Source organism: Microcystis sp. M049S2, from assembly GCF_020245625.1.
In the GTDB taxonomy this organism is placed as follows: Bacteria; Cyanobacteriota; Cyanobacteriia; order Cyanobacteriales; family Microcystaceae; genus Microcystis; species Microcystis ichthyoblabe_A.
In genome coordinates, this window is record NZ_JADBUN010000154.1 from 51,643 (window position 1) to 66,836 (window position 15,194).

At 44.7% G+C, this 15,194-nt stretch carries 15 protein-coding genes and 1 tRNA gene; 8 read left to right on the forward strand and 8 right to left on the reverse strand.

Annotated features, from left to right (window positions below; all coding sequences use genetic code 11):
* Window positions 1–65 precede the first annotated feature (65 nt).
* The 5 genes from IM496_RS13560 to IM496_RS13580 form a co-directional block, all read right to left on the reverse strand.
* Window positions 66–908, reverse strand: coding sequence for a ChaN family lipoprotein (locus IM496_RS13560; protein ID WP_287662220.1), 843 nt, complete (start codon window positions 906–908; stop codon window positions 66–68).
* 249 nt (window positions 909–1,157) lie between these two features.
* A complete protein-coding gene (cpcD/petH, locus tag IM496_RS13565; RefSeq protein ID WP_287662221.1) occupies window positions 1,158–2,357 on the reverse strand; it encodes a bifunctional rod-capping linker CpcD/ferredoxin--NADP reductase PetH in 1,200 nt (399 codons plus the stop codon).
* Window positions 2,358–2,644: 287 nt separating this feature from the next.
* Window positions 2,645–2,869: a rod-capping linker protein CpcD gene (gene cpcD / locus IM496_RS13570; protein ID WP_002772199.1), complete on the reverse strand. Its 225-nt coding sequence runs from the start codon at window positions 2,867–2,869 to the stop codon at window positions 2,645–2,647.
* A gap of 281 nt (window positions 2,870–3,150) precedes the next feature.
* Window positions 3,151–4,164, reverse strand: a complete 1,014-nt coding sequence (gene rlmN / locus IM496_RS13575; RefSeq protein WP_194017042.1) for a dual-specificity RNA methyltransferase RlmN — start codon at window positions 4,162–4,164, stop codon at window positions 3,151–3,153.
* Between the two features lie 23 nt (window positions 4,165–4,187).
* Window positions 4,188–4,349: a hypothetical protein gene (locus tag IM496_RS13580; RefSeq protein ID WP_194017050.1), complete on the reverse strand. Its 162-nt coding sequence runs from the start codon at window positions 4,347–4,349 to the stop codon at window positions 4,188–4,190.
* A gap of 272 nt (window positions 4,350–4,621) precedes the next feature.
* On the opposite strand from IM496_RS13580, the gene rimK reads away from it, so the two are divergent.
* On the forward strand, window positions 4,622–5,527 hold the full coding sequence (rimK, locus tag IM496_RS13585; RefSeq protein ID WP_002776181.1) for a 30S ribosomal protein S6--L-glutamate ligase: 906 nt from the start codon (window positions 4,622–4,624) through the stop codon (window positions 5,525–5,527).
* A 612-nt stretch (window positions 5,528–6,139) separates the two neighbouring features.
* On the opposite strand, the gene IM496_RS13590 is transcribed toward rimK, so the two are convergent.
* Window positions 6,140–7,195 (reverse strand): ABC transporter ATP-binding protein, encoded by a 1,056-nt coding sequence (locus tag IM496_RS13590; protein WP_194017875.1) that lies wholly within the window; start codon window positions 7,193–7,195, stop codon window positions 6,140–6,142.
* Window positions 7,196–7,318: 123 nt separating this feature from the next.
* On the opposite strand from IM496_RS13590, the gene IM496_RS13595 reads away from it, so the two are divergent.
* Both IM496_RS13595 and IM496_RS13600 read left to right on the forward strand, forming a co-directional pair.
* Window positions 7,319–7,999 carry a nucleoside phosphorylase-I family protein gene (locus IM496_RS13595; protein WP_194017873.1) on the forward strand — a complete coding sequence of 227 codons (681 nt, stop codon included), beginning with the start codon at window positions 7,319–7,321 and terminating at the stop codon, window positions 7,997–7,999.
* A 54-nt stretch (window positions 8,000–8,053) separates the two neighbouring features.
* Window positions 8,054–8,135, forward strand: a tRNA-Leu gene (locus IM496_RS13600).
* A gap of 116 nt (window positions 8,136–8,251) precedes the next feature.
* Here IM496_RS13600 and IM496_RS13605 read toward each other — a convergent pair.
* Together IM496_RS13605 and IM496_RS13610 are read right to left on the reverse strand one after the other, a co-directional pair.
* Window positions 8,252–9,166: an Rpn family recombination-promoting nuclease/putative transposase gene (locus IM496_RS13605; protein WP_194017871.1), complete on the reverse strand. Its 915-nt coding sequence runs from the start codon at window positions 9,164–9,166 to the stop codon at window positions 8,252–8,254.
* Between the two features lie 95 nt (window positions 9,167–9,261).
* A complete protein-coding gene (locus IM496_RS13610; RefSeq protein WP_287662222.1) occupies window positions 9,262–10,020 on the reverse strand; it encodes a PEP-CTERM sorting domain-containing protein in 759 nt (252 codons plus the stop codon).
* Between the two features lie 331 nt (window positions 10,021–10,351).
* On the opposite strand from IM496_RS13610, the gene IM496_RS13615 reads away from it, so the two are divergent.
* The 5 genes from IM496_RS13615 to chlG all read left to right on the forward strand — a co-directional run bounded on the left by IM496_RS13615 (window position 10,352) and on the right by chlG (window position 14,618).
* On the forward strand, window positions 10,352–11,248 hold the full coding sequence (locus IM496_RS13615; RefSeq protein ID WP_287662224.1) for an ABC transporter permease: 897 nt from the start codon (window positions 10,352–10,354) through the stop codon (window positions 11,246–11,248).
* 293 nt (window positions 11,249–11,541) lie between these two features.
* Window positions 11,542–11,874: a hypothetical protein gene (locus tag IM496_RS13620; protein WP_194018264.1), complete on the forward strand. Its 333-nt coding sequence runs from the start codon at window positions 11,542–11,544 to the stop codon at window positions 11,872–11,874.
* A 466-nt stretch (window positions 11,875–12,340) separates the two neighbouring features.
* Entirely contained in the window at window positions 12,341–12,532 is a 192-nt protein-coding gene (petP, locus tag IM496_RS13625) for a cytochrome b6f subunit PetP (protein ID WP_002742483.1), read from the forward strand.
* A 22-nt stretch (window positions 12,533–12,554) separates the two neighbouring features.
* A complete protein-coding gene (locus IM496_RS13630; RefSeq protein ID WP_287662225.1) occupies window positions 12,555–13,631 on the forward strand; it encodes a Get3/ArsA fold putative tail anchor-mediating ATPase NosAFP in 1,077 nt (358 codons plus the stop codon).
* Window positions 13,632–13,637: 6 nt separating this feature from the next.
* Window positions 13,638–14,618 carry a chlorophyll synthase ChlG gene (gene chlG, locus IM496_RS13635; RefSeq protein ID WP_194018259.1) on the forward strand — a complete coding sequence of 327 codons (981 nt, stop codon included), beginning with the start codon at window positions 13,638–13,640 and terminating at the stop codon, window positions 14,616–14,618.
* Window positions 14,619–15,194: the final 576 nt, after the last annotated feature.

A 15,194-nucleotide genomic window follows, 5' to 3' on the forward strand; every position in this document is an offset into this window, starting at 1 on the left:
TATCTACTAAATTTAAAGACTGGCTTCTTAGCTTATCATCCCTTGCTTCCTAGCTCCTGACTGGCTTAATTTTGCCCTTGCCAAAAATAATCGGCGGGTTTTTTAGTTTCTTCCGGTGATGATTGGGGAGCGTCTCCCAAGAAAACCGAGCGCTGGCTGACGCGATCGCCTAATCTTCTCTGGACTCGACTGGGAATGCCGTAACCGTAGGCAATATGACCTTTTCCTGCTAGGACGATGATCTGATATTCGGGATGAGCTTGCCAGAATTTAGCGATCGCATCGGCCATGGTTTCATCCCAGAGAACCTGTGCCAGAAAAAAGCGATCGAATCCCTGACTTTTGCCCCCCGTGTGTTGCTGATAAACGGCTAGGATCTGTTGACGATACTCTTCGTTATCCTGGTTTATTTCGCTTTTAGGGGGAATGTAGGTCATTTCTGAGGTGGAGAGGCTTTCTAATCCCTCCTGTGCCACTTTTCTAGTGATTTCCGTGGGTGTATTGAGGGCGATCAATGGTAGTTTTTTCGCCTTGGCCAAGCGCAGGATCGGGGCGTAAAATTCCCAATCAAATCCCCAACGTTGGTCGTATTCACTTTTTTCTCTTAACTGATTTTCGCTAATTTTGCCGGCTAAATACTGATCCAAATAGATTTGGTAAGGACGTTGAAACATCTCGAAAGCGATGGCTATTTGGGGATTATTAGCCTGTAAATACTCGATAATAGCTAATTGGGCCTGATGATCGGCTTGGCTATCGTGCCTTTCTCCCAGATAAATAATCTCGGCTGTTTTTAAATCTGCCAGAATTTGTTTTTGGCTATTAGTAAAACTCCAGGCCCGGGGCAGCAAAATAAACAGTAAGCAGAGGGCAAGGAAAACGGGAAAAAAGCGTCGAGAGAATTTCATCTTTTTAAAGGTCTTTTAAAAAACCTAAGTAGATAGGTATTAAAAACTTTCAGATGCCCCCCTTATTAAGGGGGGATTAAGGGGGGATCCCCCCAGCTATCGGCACCCCCCTTATTAAGGGGGGTAGGGGGGATCGAACCTAAAATCCATTTTTAATTTAATTATAACCAGCTACTTATCTTAACCGAAACCAAGACAAAAAAGGTGGGCAATGCCCACCCGAAAAAATTTTCAGAGAACCTTTTTGGTTTAGTAGGTTTCTACGTGCCAGCGATGTTCTTTTTTCAGTTGTTTCTGATAGACAGACCAATCGGTGCCATTTTTAGCGGCAGCACCACTGATAGCATCGTCGATACCATCTTCCATCCCTTTAAGTCCGCACATATAAGCGTGGGTTTTGGGACTTTGGAGTAGATTCCAGATTTCGTCAGCGTGTTCGGCTACCCGGTGTTGAATATACATTCTGCCGCCCTGGGGATTTTGCTGTTCCCGGCTGATGGCATAGGTGAGACGGAAGTTATCGGGGAATTCCGCCGCGATTTGCTCTAATTCTTCTTGGTAGAGAATATTGGCCGTTTTGGGAACTCCGAAAATCAACCAAGCTAGACCTTTGAATTTATAATCTTCGTGTTGTTCCTTGAACATCCGCCAGAGGAAAGCTCGGAAGGGAGCGATTCCCGTCCCGGTGGCCATCATAATGATAGTGGCATCTTCATCACCGGGTAGCAGCATTTCTTTACCCACGGGGCCAGTAATAGCCACATCGTCCCCCACCCCTATATTACAGAGATGGGTGGAACAAACCCCATAAACGGTTTCCTTGGTTTCTGGGTGCTGGTATTCTAACTGACGCACGCAGAGAGATACGGTTTTATCGTCTAATTTATCACCATGACGGGTGGAGGCGATCGAATAGAGTCTCAATTTATGAGGTTTGCCATTAGCATCGGTACCCGGAGGGATAATACCGATACTTTGCCCTTCTAAATAGCGTAAATCGCTCCCAGAAAGGTCAAAGGTGACGTGTTGTACGATGCCGATACCCCCCTCATCAACGAGAGGATAATTCTCGATACATTTGCCGATAAAGGGTTGGTTCGGACGGTAGATATTGACGGGGATATCTGTTTTTTCTTTCGCTTGAGTCATGGCCTTTTTCTTGGTCTGTTCGGGGACGGGCGATGATTGAGCGATTGGCTGTGGTGTGGAGGCACTAGAAACAGTTGCTACGGGGGCAATCCCATTTAAGGGTTTGATGCTGACGATACGACCACCTAAACGGGTAATCCGACGCATTTCTTGATTCATGCGACTGTAGGGAACCGTGAAAAACACGCTTCCACTCTGACGGATTGAATAATCCAAGCTGTCAGTATTGTCGTTTTGATTGAGACCCGCCACTTCGTAAACAAATAAACGGTTTCCCGCTAGTGTACTCGGACTGTACATTAAATATAACTCCCAACTCAAGTCACGATAATCGTTCCATAGTTTAGCCTACCATCGGTACACTACACCTAGGCCTAATTGAGAGTTATCTTAAAAAAACCACAGACATCGCTTTTATCCTTTTGGATAGGATAGGTTAAGTCTCTGGTTAAAATCTGTTACATTTGCAGCATTTTACTTTTTATTAAGATTTATGTTACTTTTTCCCATTTATGCTAAAAATCCCCCTAGTTTGCCTGATGAGGGCAAGAGCGGGGGACAAATATTAGCGATAATTATTTTATGAACTACTCGGCCGCAGCAGCGTTTAAGGGTTTAATGCTGACGATGCGAGCGCCTAAACGGGTAATCCGACGCATTTCTTGATTCATGCGGCTATAGGGAACGGTTAAAAAGACACTGCCACTCTTACGGATAGAATAATCTAGGTTATCAGTCTTGTCATTTTGACTCAAACCGACGACTTCATAGACAAAAAGGCGATTTTCTTTGGCACTAGAGAGACTTTGCATCGAAATGGCTCCTACATTGATGTTATAGTTCTCTAGTTTAGCCTAGCAGGGAGACTAGCAATCTAGTTAGGGTTTGCGGCAAAAAGTTTCTCGTGGGGCCAGGGTGTGGGGTGTAGGGTGTAGGGTGTAGGGTTTTATTTTAAGGTACTTTTCCCCTGAATTTTCCCCCCGATCCCTCCAATGGCTGGCACTTTTTGATTTTCCAAAAGTCTAAAAGTCTTAACCAACAAGGTTTTTAGATTTATTCAGCCAACCCTAGTTAATGGCCGATTTACGGCCGTTCATTGTACCATGACGCTCGATCGCAATTGTCCACAGGCCGCATCGGTCGCTAAACCTCTCGAATAACGGACAGTAACGGCGACTTTTTCCTGTTCTAAAATAGTTTTAAAAGCCTTAATTCTCTTTTCATCAGGCCGTTGATAATCCACCTCCTGAATGGGATTATAGGGGATTAAATTGACGTGAGATTGAAACCCTTTCACCAGTTTGGCTAATTCCCTTGCGTGTTCGGGTAAATCATTTACTCCCGCTAAAAGAATGTATTCAAATGTCACCCTTCGTCCCGTGATTTGAACGTATTCCTGACAGTCTTGGATCAGATTACTTAGGGGATAATGGTCGGCACTGGGGATTAATTTAGATCGAACTTGTTGATTAGAAGCATGGAGACTAACAGCAAAAGTTACTTGCAAATTATGTTCGGCTAGTTGCTTGATTTTCTGGGGTAATCCCACGGTAGAAATCGTTAAACAACGCTGACCGATACCCACATCTTGATTCAGGGAATGAATCGCTGTCACCACTTCGGGGATATTTAATAAAGGTTCCCCCATACCCATAAATACCACATGACTAACTCGCTGTTGAAAATCCTCCTGTACTGTTAATACTTGGTCAACGATTTCATGTGCTTTTAAATTACGAGTAAAACCCCCTTTTCCCGTGGCACAAAAATCACAGGCCATGGGACAACCCACTTGGGAAGAAACACAGACTGTCAATCTTTTTTCACTGGGAATTCCCACCGCTTCGATAATTAAACCATCCGCCAGTTTTAGCAGATATTTACGAGTGCGATCGGGTGCTACACTGCGATAATGTATAAGGGAACGACCGATAGGATAATCCGCCAGCTTGCTGCGCCATTCTTGGGGGAATACGGAAATATCCGCCAAAGAATGCACCCCTTTTTCGTATAGCCATTGGTGTAGTTGTTTACCCCGATAAGCGGGTTGTCCCTGGTCTTTTACCCAGTCGGTTAGTTCCTCTAAAGATTTCGCCAGTAAAGTCATAATTATTATCGTTGATCACCTTATCATTCTAGCCGATCAATCATATCTAGTAGCAAAACCGTAACAAAATTGTATTGATTAATTGACATTTTTTCCCTTTGCTCCTTCTCTAGTCTTTGTTCGTCAATTAAATACTTAAGTAGTCGTGCAAAATTAATTTCTTGGTTAGGATAGGCAAAAGGCAAAAGGCAAAAGCTTTATCGAAATGTGTAGTTAATTTTGCTTAGGTACTTAAAACTATAACTTAAACTGAGCCTGACGACAAAAATAAATCTAGTCTTAAGCTTGATCTTTTTTACCTTTCATTTAACTTAACTGTTCAAGGGGAACTGTCAGCGCCATAATGATCGATGGACTTCGATCGAGAGCAGAAATTTTATGAGTTGCCAGCAAAAAAAGTCAATATGGGGAAATAAGGAGCTATTCAGTTGTAAAAGCAATATTTAAGCGAAAATTTATGAAAATCGCTATTTTATCGCAAGACGCTTCTCTTTATTCCACCAAGCGACTGAAAGAAGCGGGAGAAGCTCAAGGCCATGAGGTACGAGTGATCAATTATTTGCGCTGTTACATGAACATCACCTCCCATAAACCCACGGTTGTCTATAACGGTAAACCCTTGGAGAGTTTCGATGCGATTATCCCCCGTATTGCCGCCTCAAAAACCTTCTATGGAACCGCAGTCGTCCGACAATTCGAGGTGATGAATGTTTTTACTGCCAACGACTCGCAAGCAATTTCTCGGTCGCGGGATAAATTGCGTTGTCTGCAAATCCTCGCTCGGGAAGGGATAGGTTTACCGGTGACGGGAATTGCTCACGCAACTCAAGATATCGATGGTTTAATCGAAACCGTCGGCGGCACCCCTCTAGTGATTAAATTATTAGAGGGAACTCAAGGTATTGGGGTAGTTTTAGCGGAAACCGACCAAGCAGCCAAGTCAGTTATTGAAGCTTTTCGGCAATTAGAAGCTAATATTCTAGTACAAGAGTATATTAAAGAGGCTAGTGGCGCAGATCTGCGCTGTTTTGTCATCGATGGAAAAGTGGTAGCCTCGATGAAGCGACAGGGGGCCGAAGGGGATTTTCGTTCTAATCTTCACCGCGGTGGCAAAGCAGAAAAGATAAAATTAACCCCAGAGGAACGCAGTACGGCTATACGGGCCACTAAAGCCATGGGTTTACGGGTTGCGGGTGTGGACTTATTGCGGTCTAATCACGGGCCCGTGGTTATCGAGGTCAATTCCTCTCCCGGTTTGGAAGGAATAGAAGCGGCCACCGGTGTGGATGTGGCCAAAAAAATTATTGATTTTGTCGCTAAAAATGCCACCCTAGTCCTAAATCGCGATCGATATCAATATTAGCCGTCAGCCTTGCATCAGTTATCAGTTATCAGTTATCAGTTATCAGTGGGTAAGTTATCAGTCAATAGTATTAAGCGTTGACATCCTCGCCGCCGTAAAACGGACGGCGGTTCCTCACCACGCCACTTTTTTAGGGTGGTCGCGTCAACGGGGTTGACGCAGATAGCGAAAAACGCTTAATTGCTTAAGTCTGACACTTTCGACCCGTCCGTTTTGAGTGTCCGAATGCCCTCTGGCCACTTTGAACAAGTCGAAAAAATCTAATGTTCAACCTTATTTCCTAGAAAGTTTTACTTGTTCAAGGCCGAATTTGAATTCTTTTCTGAACGAAACCCCCTACTATCTGTGGTCAAGGTTCAGTTTTTAGCTTGGTTATCGCTTTTTCCATTGTAGCCTAAAGCCGTCCTAAAAGGACGGGGTTTTAACCCAAATTTTCGATAAGCTCGGAGCTGCCTTTTTACTGAAAAAGCTCCCCACACCCCACTTCCCCACTTCCCCACACCCCACACCCTACACCCTACACCCCACACCCCACTTCCCCACACCCCACACCCCACACCCCACACCCTACACCCCACACCCTACACCCACTTTCAAGTCAGATGTGATTTATCAGTCGGCAAATACACGGACGCTATCGGGAATAATCGATAGTTTTACCTTTGTACCGATGTCTAATTGGGTGTTAATCGTTGTTCTAGCGTGGATTTGGCTGCCGGTAGCCGTTAGCAGACAATAACGGTATTCCCGCCCTAAAAATTGGCGATCGCAAATAACCAGATCTCCCGTCTCATCTGGCTTAATTTTGACATCTTCCTCCCTTAGCATCAATTCCCCTTTGTCCAAATCTTGACCATCGGGAATTTCCCAGAGTCCTATCTCGGTTTGCCATTGTTCCCCCTTCCGTCTAGCGGGGAGAAAGTTAGCTTGGGTGACAAACTCGGCCACAAATCGCGAGGCCGGATGACTATAAATTTCCTCGGGATTGTTAATTTGTTCTAATTTTCCTTGACAAATGACCCCAATTGTGTCGCTGATCACCATTGCTTCCTCCCGGTCGTGGGTAACAAAAATGGCCGAGATACCAGTCGCTTTCAGGATATGACGGATCTCGTGCCGTAACCGTTGCCGGACCTGCACATCGAGATTACTTAAAGGTTCATCTAAGAGGATTAAAGAGGGTTTTGGGGCTAAAGCGCGGGCGAGGGCGACTCTTTGCTGTTGTCCTCCCGATAGCTGATGGGGATAACGTTTTTCTAGTCCTTGCAGTCCGACTACATCCAAAGTTTCCGCCACCCTAGCGTTAATAGCTCTGCTCGATAATTTCTCCCCAGAGTTTTTTAAACCGAAGGCGATATTGTCAGCAATGGTTAAATGGGGAAAAAGAGCGTAATCCTGAAAAACCATGCCCGTATTGCGTTTTTCTGGGGGAATAAAGGTTTTTTCGTCGGCAACTATTCGCCCTCCCAATTCAATCACTCCTTGAGATGGTTTTTCAAATCCCGCAATCATCCGCAGTAGAGTGGTTTTACCGCAGCCCGACGGACCCAATAATCCGAGAATTTCGCCCTCTGTTAAACTAAAACTGATATTATCGACAGCTAGAGTAGGAGAAGCGGGAAAACGCTTGTTAACCTCGGATAAACGCAGAATTACAGACTTTTTCATGGTGAGAAAGACAATCGCCCAGTCAGTGGCAGGGCTATTTACTTAAGAATTATTCCTAATTAGTTCACTACTATTATTTATAACATCTCAATGGACTAATTAGGAAACTTTCTCAAAAATTTCATGCTCACACCTGAAGATATTATTCTCGTTCCCCGGGGGGCCGAGCATAGCTCAATCCGTCGAGGATTAAGGAAAATCGGCGATTTAGCCCCGCAAATTATCCCGATTAACCTTGGCGCTCCAGAATTCCTCGACAGTTCCCCAGTCTCTAAGCTATCTCTAGAATTTCTTAATAAGTTCACAGGAAAAATTGTGCTGATGGGATTAGCGGGCAGTCTCAGCGATCGCTATCGGGTCGGAGATGGGGTAATCTATCAAGGTTGTGGCACAGAAAAGGGGGATTATTGGCAGTGTGAACCGGAAATAACCGCAGAAATCGCCCAATTAACCGGATATAGTCTCGTCAAAGGTTTAACCAGCGATCGCCTGATTAGCCGATCCGAGGAAAAACGACGTTTAGGACAGGGGGGCTATGAAGTGGTAGATATGGAAGGAGCAAGGATTTTAGGGGCTTTACCGGGGCAAAAAGTGGCAATTGTGCGCGTGATTAGCGACGAGGTGACGCAGGATTTACCCGATTTAGCCCCGGCAATTGATAATCAAGGTCAGCTGCTACCATTGCCCCTAGCTCGACAAATGTTAATCCGTCCTGTCCCGGCCTTCCATTTGATTCAAGGTTCCCTAAAGGGTTTATCCGTACTAACTCAGGTGGCGCGAAGGTTGTGCGGCAGTAATTTTTAAAATTTGCTTGCAGATTATTTTTTTTCTGTGCTATAATGGTTAAGCTAAAATCAAGCGGATGTGGTGGAACTGGTAGACACGCACGTTTGAGGGGCGTGTGGCTTACGCCTTGCGAGTTCGAGTCTCGCCATCCGCATAAACTTTTATCTGCCCTCTGACAAGAATTGCCCTTGTCACCTATCGTCAGGGATGGATATTTGGCCATCAAAATTTTCTAACTCATCCTTTCAAGTGGCTTAGGTTTGACTAAGTTTAGTTAAGCGGTTGCGAGTAGCGATTTAGCCAAAGCACTAGGTCGTTTAAGGTTGTAAAATCCAACAAAGCCTCAGCTAAGGACTCTAATTGCTCGATTTCTAGAGCCTGAATCCGGGCAGCCAACACCTCATCCACTGCACCAAAGCGACGTTGCAACAGACGCAAAATCAGGGCAGATTCCCCTTCCATTCGTCCTTCCAGTCGTCCTTCCAGTCGTCCTTCCAGTCGTCCTTCCAGTTGTCCTTCCAGTCGTCCTTCTTCCTTGGCTTCACGATATACCCTTGTATCTGTCAATTGTATTCCTAGCATCGCTTCCACCTCCTGCCGACTCAAGTTAGTAAATTTATAGACCATAATTGTGGCAATCATTTCTATTATGGCGCGACTGGCTTCTGTATCTGCAATTTGCTCTTGGGTTCGTGCCAGTAAATAGCGGGCTTTTTCTGGTGCTTGGGTTTCTTCTACAGTAGTGAGTACCATCAAGGCAACCCCTAACGGTAACTGCTGAATTTCCCCTAATTCGTTCAGATAAATTCGATGCACCTGAGGACAATTGAGCAGTGCTCGGTAGGGATGGGCATTACTTTGTTCTAGGCTGCGGGTGGGATAGATGACAACAATTTGCCAATCGGCAAATCGTTCTCGCTGACGATAAAAATACAAAAATGATTCGCCAAATACCCTTTCATACAGTCGTTCGTCTTTTTGAAATTGCACTTCGCAAAAATAGATCACCCCGCTACTATCATTATCGGGTGGCAGGAATACGCCATCGATCTCAAATTTGGGTTCTTTGACGGCTACGGAGTCAAAGCGGTATTCGGTGGCATTAGCAGGTGGGTTTTCCAGTAAATCGAAGAGAAGGGAGGGGGATTGTTGAAAAAGCCGGTAAAATATCGAGTCTCGTTTCATTATGATCGGGATTGCACCATAGATCTTTCCCGATCTTCCCATGAAACCCCTCAAAAAAGAGAGAGGAAACCCGCGTCTCCTCTCCCTTGTAGGCATTATTTTCTAGCTTTGCGGACAGCACCCCCTAGCATTAAACCGCCCAGTGTGATAAAACCAAGAAGGCTAGAGGGTTCGGGGACAGTGACTGCTGGAGTCGGAACTGTCAGCACGGAGGAGATGCCATATAACCGGCTGATACTAAAGCGGTCGGAATCGTACATGGTAATCCACTCAGCTGTAATCGAACTGGCGAGCCCGTATCTTACTCGCCCCAGGGAGCCACCACCAAGTCTTCCATTCTCCGCTGTTCCATTGTTATTGGTCCCTGTCGAGACTGGCTCATTCAATTGCCAATCGTCAGGAGTGCGATTGATAGCGGTTTGGATGCTGCCATCCCAGAGATCGGCATTATTGTTGGCGACCCGGTTGCCATCTATGAGATAGATCGGAACACCCGTACTCAATGTCGGATTAGTACCCGTATTATCACGGGCATCGACTGAAGCAGTAGAACCGATCGCCTTCCAAGTAATCGTATTCGGGTCAATTCCAGCCGCATTTAAAGCCTGATAGAGAGCCGTATCAGTCGTCCCTGGCAATATAGAGAGCCGTACTTGACTGGTGACAAAGTTATTGTAGTCGTCGATGTCGGTGCTTGTTGCATCCCGTTTGCCTTCAGTGACAAACACCAAACGATACTGATCGCCAACGGCCAAGTCGGGAGGGACGACCACCAAAGCAGCTTGTGCTGCACTAGCCGTTCCTAGAGTGGCTGCTAAGAACACCCCGGATAGAATGCCGAGTTGTAATTTCATAAAAAAGGGTTAATGGTAAATGGTTTGAGTGCGTGACATTTCGATTCGGGTTAAGCAATAGGGCAACCCAAAACAATGACAAGCGAATGCTCAAGGAGACCCTACATACTTTACCCCCCCCCGTATTGTATTAAAAGCTACAATTTAATAAATATTTACATTCCTCTCCCCCAGGGCTTGCGCCCCTTGTATATTGGAGAAGTGGTAGGGTGTCAGCCTTTTCTTCAAGAGGATTTGCCGATCACCAGAACCCCAAGAGAGCCATCTGATCACTTATAAACTGTTGACTATCCAAATTACTCGTTAAGACTGCATTAGAGGTAAATATTTCATGAGCCAAACCATCACACCTTCTTCCTTAAAAGCTAGTTTAGCCCCCAATCCCACTAGAGCAGCAACGGTGGACGATGGGGGAAATGTGCTAGGGGAATTTCTGCAAGAAACTCTGGCCATGACTAAACGTCTGTTCATCCAATTACAACGTCGTCCTTCAACCCTAATCGCGGGGGTAATTCAGCCCTTTATGTGGCTGATTTTATTCGGGGCATTGTTTTATAATGCTCCCCAGGGTCTATTCGGCAACGATCTCAGTTATGCTAAATTTCTCGCCCCCGGGGTGATTGTCTTTACCGCTTTTTCCGGGGCCTTAAATGCCGGTTTACCGGTAATGTTCGATCGAGAATTTGGCTTTCTTAACCGTCTCTTGGTAGCGCCTTTAACCACTCGTTACTCGATCGTGGCCGCTTCTACCATCTATATTATCGTCCTCAGTTTCATCCAAACCGCCTCGATCGTGGCCGCTAGTGCCTTTTTAGGGGCAGGATTGCCTAGTTTAGCCGGATTAGGTGCGATCGCTTTGATTGTTTTCCTAATAGTTTTGGGTATGACTGCCTTAAGTCTCAGTTTAACCTTTGCTCTCCCCGGACATATCGAATTAATCGCCGTCATTTTCGTCACCAATTTACCGCTTTTATTTGCCAGTACCGCCCTCGCTCCCTTAAACTTTATGGCAGATTGGTTACAAGTAATCGCTAGTCTCAACCCTCTTACCTATGCGATCGAACCGATCCGTTATATTTATTTCAATCAGCACTGGTCTTTTGATAGCATAGTCTTACAAACCCCTTGGCTTGACCTCAATTTCTTGACAGTTTTAGGCCTGCTCTTAGCTTTTGATCTGCTAATACTTTTGGCAATTCAGCCCTTACTTCGTCGTCGTTTTGCTTAAATCAGTTATCAGTTATCAGTTATCAGTTATCAGTTACCAGTTTACTGTTCACTGAAAAGCCTACAATTTTCTCACCACCAAAAACTAGACAAGTAAGTAGTTATAATTAAATTGAAGATAGATTTTGCCTCTGATCCCCCCTGCCCCCCTTAATAAGGGGGGTGCCGATAGGCGGGGGGATATCCCCTTAATAAGGGGGGTGCCGATAGGCGGGGGGATATCCCCTTATTAAGGGGGGTGCCTGACAACTTTTAACACCTACCCACTTAATTTTCTGAGGAGTTAGTTAGATTATGAATACTCAAAAAATGTTGATCAAATCGTCTTTATTCCTAGCTACTATTTTATTGGTCGGGGCTGATTTTAGTCCGCAAGTGTTAGCTCAAAGCTTGAACCCCAGTCAGCCGGATTATCAAAAAAATGAACGTAGTTCCGATGGCAGGGATAGTCTCGGTGGTTTTAATCCTTTAGACTTGATTCATAATAGTAATTTTCGCCGTAGCCGGGACGGATCGGAATTTCAGGAAGACACCCTCAATAATATCAACGAAGCGGCCGAGGAGTTTAAACGCAAGCAAAGAGAACAACTAGAAAATCTGCAAAATCCTGCCCCAGAAACCAAATAAAACCCTTTTTTTTGAGTAGCTAGACACAATTAATTGCACATATCTAACTAGGGTCTGCTGAAAAAGTTTTTCGTGGGGGCAGGGTGTAGGGTGTAGGGTGTAGGGTGTAGGGTTTTACCCATTTTCATCTGGTAAATTACCTAATTTTCAGGGAAAAAGTCCCGTAATTTTCCCCCCGATCCCTCCAAAGGCTGGCACTTTTTGAGGGAAAAAAAGCCTAAAAGTTTTACCCAACAAGGTTTTTAGATTTATTCAGCAAGCCCCAATTACCTCTTGCCTATTGCCTATTGCCTATCCTAAGCAAGAGGTTGATTTTGTTCAATCCCTTAGTATATATGATCGCTAAGTGCAGATGATCTCAGAAAGACCAGTAACTGAAGAGCATTGGGGGGTTTATCTGACACGAATTTATATTAAACTTAGGATTGGTTTATTGAATTATCGTCTTATTAAAACTGTGGAAGTAATGGAAATCGGGCAAAAAGTCAAGGTCTGTCGCTTAAGAGACCGCGTTAACTCGGATGTAGCGGGTAAATTGGGTAAAGTGGGTGTCATCAAAAACTTTAAGATGACCGATGGCAGCGGTGTTGGTGCTGTTGTCCAGTTCGATGATAAGACCGCTACTTGGTTTTTTGAGGATGAACTCAAACTCATCTAAATATAACGCTTAGGAATTAACTATGTCCTTAATTTTGACCTTTTTGGGCAAGGGGGGCAGCGGTCGCAGTATAATAGCGATCGCTTCGGCAAAGAAAATGGCTGGTCTGGGGTCAAAAGTTCTCTTGATCGGTCAAGATTCTGGTCCCGCTTGGGGATTACTCCTCAAGGCCTCCCCTAGCTCCTCTATTACCGAAATTGCCCCCAATCTCTCGGTTATCCAGCTTAGTAGTACCCAGTTACTAGAAAAAAGTTGGGAAGAAGTCAAGGAATTAGAAAAGCAGTATTTGCGTTCTCCCACCTTGAAAAATGTTTATGGTCAAGAGTTGGGCATCTTACCCGGAATGGACCAAGCTCTAGCTTTAAAATTCCTGCGGGAACAGGATAAAAGCGGAAATTACGATGTCATCATCTACGACGGCAGCGGAGATATCAACAGCCTGAGGATGTTGGGGATTCCAGAGGTGGGTGGCTGGTATTTACGGCGTTTTCTGCAGGTTTTCAGCGATTCTGAGATTGGTCGCACCCTTTCTCCCTTTTTCCAACCAATCGCCGCCGCCGTGTTGAATTTCTCCTTTAATCCCGACGGTTTGGGGAAGAAGGCCGATAATAACATTTTAGACGAGGGGCGCTCCGCTTTAGCCGATCCCCGGCGAGTTTTAGCCTATCTAGTCACCAATGATGATCCAATTGCGATCGCAGATGCCAAATATCTTTGGGGTGCGGCGCAGCAAATCGGTTTAAATGTGGGGGGAGTGATTTTTAATCGCTGTCAGAGTGCTACGGAGGATTTTGCCCCGCTGCCGGCCGCGATTTTACCCTACCGTCAAGGAGAAGATTGGCAGGAGTTAATCGCCGAGTTACCCAATTTTCTCACGGTGCAGCCGCCCAAACCGTTAATAATCGATACGGCAGCTGGTCAGGTCAAGGTTTATTTACCCGGATTCGAGAAAAAACAGGTAAAACTGACGCAATCGGGTCCAGAATTAACCATCGAAGCCGGGGATCAACGGCGTAATATTGATGTACCACCGCCTCTAACCGGAAGATCGGTAAAAGGGGCAAAATTCCAAGAAGGTTACTTAATTATTTCTTTTTAAGGGATTATGTCAAACACCGAGATAGAAAACAAGGACGAGCGGGGGGCCAAAACTCGCCAATTATTGGGCATGAAAGGGGCCTCATCGGCAGAAACCTCCCTCTGGAAAATCCGCTTACAATTGATGAAGCCGATCACTTGGATTCCTCTCATTTGGGGGGTTGTCTGTGGGGCTGCTTCATCGGGGAATTATACTTGGTCTTTAGAAGATGTCTTAAAAGCAGCCACCTGTATGTTACTTTCTGGTCCATTGATGACCGGTTATACCCAAACTTTAAATGATTTTTACGATCGAGAAATCGATGCAATTAATGAACCCTACCGTCCGATTCCTTCGGGGGTGATTTCTATTCCGCAAGTGGTCGGCCAGATTTTGGTTTTATTAGCGGCTGGGTTAGGAATATCTTATCTTCTCGATCGCTGGGCAGGTCATGATTTCCCGATCATGCTCTGTTTAACCCTATTTGGTTCTTTTATTGCCTATATTTATTCAGCACCACCTTTAAAATTAAAACAAAATGGTTGGCTAGGAAATTATGCCCTCGGTGCTAGTTATATAGCATTACCTTGGTGGGCTGGTCACGCCCTTTTTGGTCAGTTAAATTGGACAATTATGATCTTAACCCTCATCTATAGTCTAGCGGGTTTAGGCATTGCTGTGGTCAACGACTTTAAAAGTGTGGAAGGTGACGAAAAATTAGGCTTGAAATCCTTGCCAGTTATGTTTGGAATTACAACCTCGGCTTGGATTTGCGTGATTATGATCGATGTTTTTCAAGCGGGAATTGCGGGCTATCTGATTAGTATTCATCAGAATCTTTATGCCGCTATTTTACTGTTATTAATTATCCCTCAGATCACTTTCCAAGATATGTATTTTCTGCGGGATCCGCTCAAAAATGATGTCAAATATCAAGCCAGCGCCCAGCCTTTTCTAGTGTTAGGAATGTTGGTGACAGGTTTGGCTTTAGGTCAGGGTATGCTCTGAAGATTGTAGTTAATAAAAACAGGAAATATCCAGTTTATGGGACATAATCGCCTTGAATCGCGCTTGGGTTTACGGTAACTTGATCCGTCAAAAGGGGTGAAAATAGATTTTCGGTTCGATCCCCCCTTAATCCCTAGGGTTGATTCATTTAAATTAAGTACAGCGGATTTTGAGTCGATAAATTTGACCGAAGATTCTCAAGTTTATCTTTTTATAATCAAAAGAGTTAGTCACAATAACTAATCTTTAAGGCTCTTCTCGACTTTGTGTGATAATTTTTGCTTATGGAATCGTGAAATGCTTATCGGGCAACACTTTTAGGACTATTTTGTCGAAGAAACTATCAGTATAGACCTCGTTTCCACACAGAAACCAGAAGAGCCTCTTTAATCCTCTGCCAATATTTATTATGAATAAATTGATAAAGTTTGTTCCCAAGCCACTAAAAGTCCATCTCTCTTGAAATTGTCTGAGAGTACATCCTGTTAATTTAGCTAATTTTTCTGCTTCTTACGTCGATAAAACTATCAGTTTTTCCCAACGTTCAGCTAACCACCTCTGTCCCTCCGTTATTGA

Coding starts and splice junctions, on each gene's coding strand:
- IM496_RS13595 (WP_194017873.1), top strand. CDS start 7,319: ATGCTCACACCTGAAGATATTATTCTCGTTCCCCGGGGGGCCGAGCAT.
- chlG (WP_194018259.1), top strand. CDS start 13,638: ATGTCAAACACCGAGATAGAAAACAAGGACGAGCGGGGGGCCAAAACT.
- cpcD/petH (WP_287662221.1), bottom strand. CDS start 2,357: ATGTACAGTCCGAGTACACTAGCGGGAAACCGTTTATTTGTTTACGAA.
- rlmN (WP_194017042.1), bottom strand. CDS start 4,164: ATGACTTTACTGGCGAAATCTTTAGAGGAACTAACCGACTGGGTAAAA.
- IM496_RS13605 (WP_194017871.1), bottom strand. CDS start 9,166: ATGAAACGAGACTCGATATTTTACCGGCTTTTTCAACAATCCCCCTCC.
- cpcD (WP_002772199.1), bottom strand. CDS start 2,869: ATGCAAAGTCTCTCTAGTGCCAAAGAAAATCGCCTTTTTGTCTATGAA.
- IM496_RS13620 (WP_194018264.1), top strand. CDS start 11,542: ATGAATACTCAAAAAATGTTGATCAAATCGTCTTTATTCCTAGCTACT.
- IM496_RS13630 (WP_287662225.1), top strand. CDS start 12,555: ATGTCCTTAATTTTGACCTTTTTGGGCAAGGGGGGCAGCGGTCGCAGT.
- petP (WP_002742483.1), top strand. CDS start 12,341: ATGGAAATCGGGCAAAAAGTCAAGGTCTGTCGCTTAAGAGACCGCGTT.
- IM496_RS13590 (WP_194017875.1), bottom strand. CDS start 7,195: ATGAAAAAGTCTGTAATTCTGCGTTTATCCGAGGTTAACAAGCGTTTT.
- rimK (WP_002776181.1), top strand. CDS start 4,622: ATGAAAATCGCTATTTTATCGCAAGACGCTTCTCTTTATTCCACCAAG.
- IM496_RS13615 (WP_287662224.1), top strand. CDS start 10,352: ATGAGCCAAACCATCACACCTTCTTCCTTAAAAGCTAGTTTAGCCCCC.
- IM496_RS13560 (WP_287662220.1), bottom strand. CDS start 908: ATGAAATTCTCTCGACGCTTTTTTCCCGTTTTCCTTGCCCTCTGCTTA.
- IM496_RS13610 (WP_287662222.1), bottom strand. CDS start 10,020: ATGAAATTACAACTCGGCATTCTATCCGGGGTGTTCTTAGCAGCCACT.